This window comes from Bradyrhizobium sp. UFLA05-112 (genome assembly GCF_053572325.1).
In genome coordinates, this window is sequence record NZ_JBANBK010000216.1 from 1 (window position 1) to 772 (window position 772).

1 pseudogene is annotated in these 772 nt (G+C 59.5%); it reads right to left on the reverse strand.

Annotation, left to right across the window (positions count from 1 at the left end):
- Positions 1 to 11: 11 nt before the first annotated feature.
- Positions 12 to 772: pseudogene (locus tag SO180_RS42440) on the reverse strand (IS5 family transposase).

The following is a 772-nucleotide window of genomic DNA, read 5'->3' on the forward strand; positions in this document are numbered from 1 at the left end:
AGGGTTCAGACTCAATTGATCCAATAGGCGACGATCGCGGCGAGGTGGACGGCAGCCAAGAAGTTTCTGGCAAGTTTGTCGTAGCGAGTTGCGACACGCCTGAAATCCTTGAGGCGGCAAAAACAGCGCTCGATGACGTTGCGCCCCTTGTAGGCGCGTTTGCTGAAGCTGTGGAGAGTGACCCTGTTGGATTTGTTTGGAATGACGGGCTTGGCACCACGATCGACGATTTCGGCGCGAAAGCCGTCGCCGTCGTATCCTTTGTCGCCAATGAGGGCAGACATGGGTGGCGCGAGTTCCAAAAGGGCCGGCGCGGCGGCAATATCTGCGTCCTGGCCTGGAGTGAGATGAAATGCGCAAGGTCTGCAATCAGGGTCGCTCAGCGCGTGGATTTTCGTGGTCCGCCCACCGCGCGAGTGGCCGATCGCCTGTTTATGCTCCCCCCTTTTCCGCCGCTCGCCGAGCGATGCGCCTTGATCGAGGTGGAGTCGATAGACAAAATGACGCCATCCTTGCCACAGCGGGCGAGCGCTTCAAAGATCGCCTGCCAGTGTCCGCGCTTGGCCCAGCGATTAAAGCGATTGTAGATCGTCGTGTAAGGACCATAGTCGGGCGGACAATCGCGCCAGCGTGCGCCGCACTGAAGCATGTGAATGATACCGCTGATAATGCGTCGATCGTCATCGCGCGCCGGGCCAGTCTGGTTCGTCGGCAGATGCGGCTCAATCTGAGCCCACTGCTTGTCGTTCAGCCAGAACAGCCCCTTGCGCAC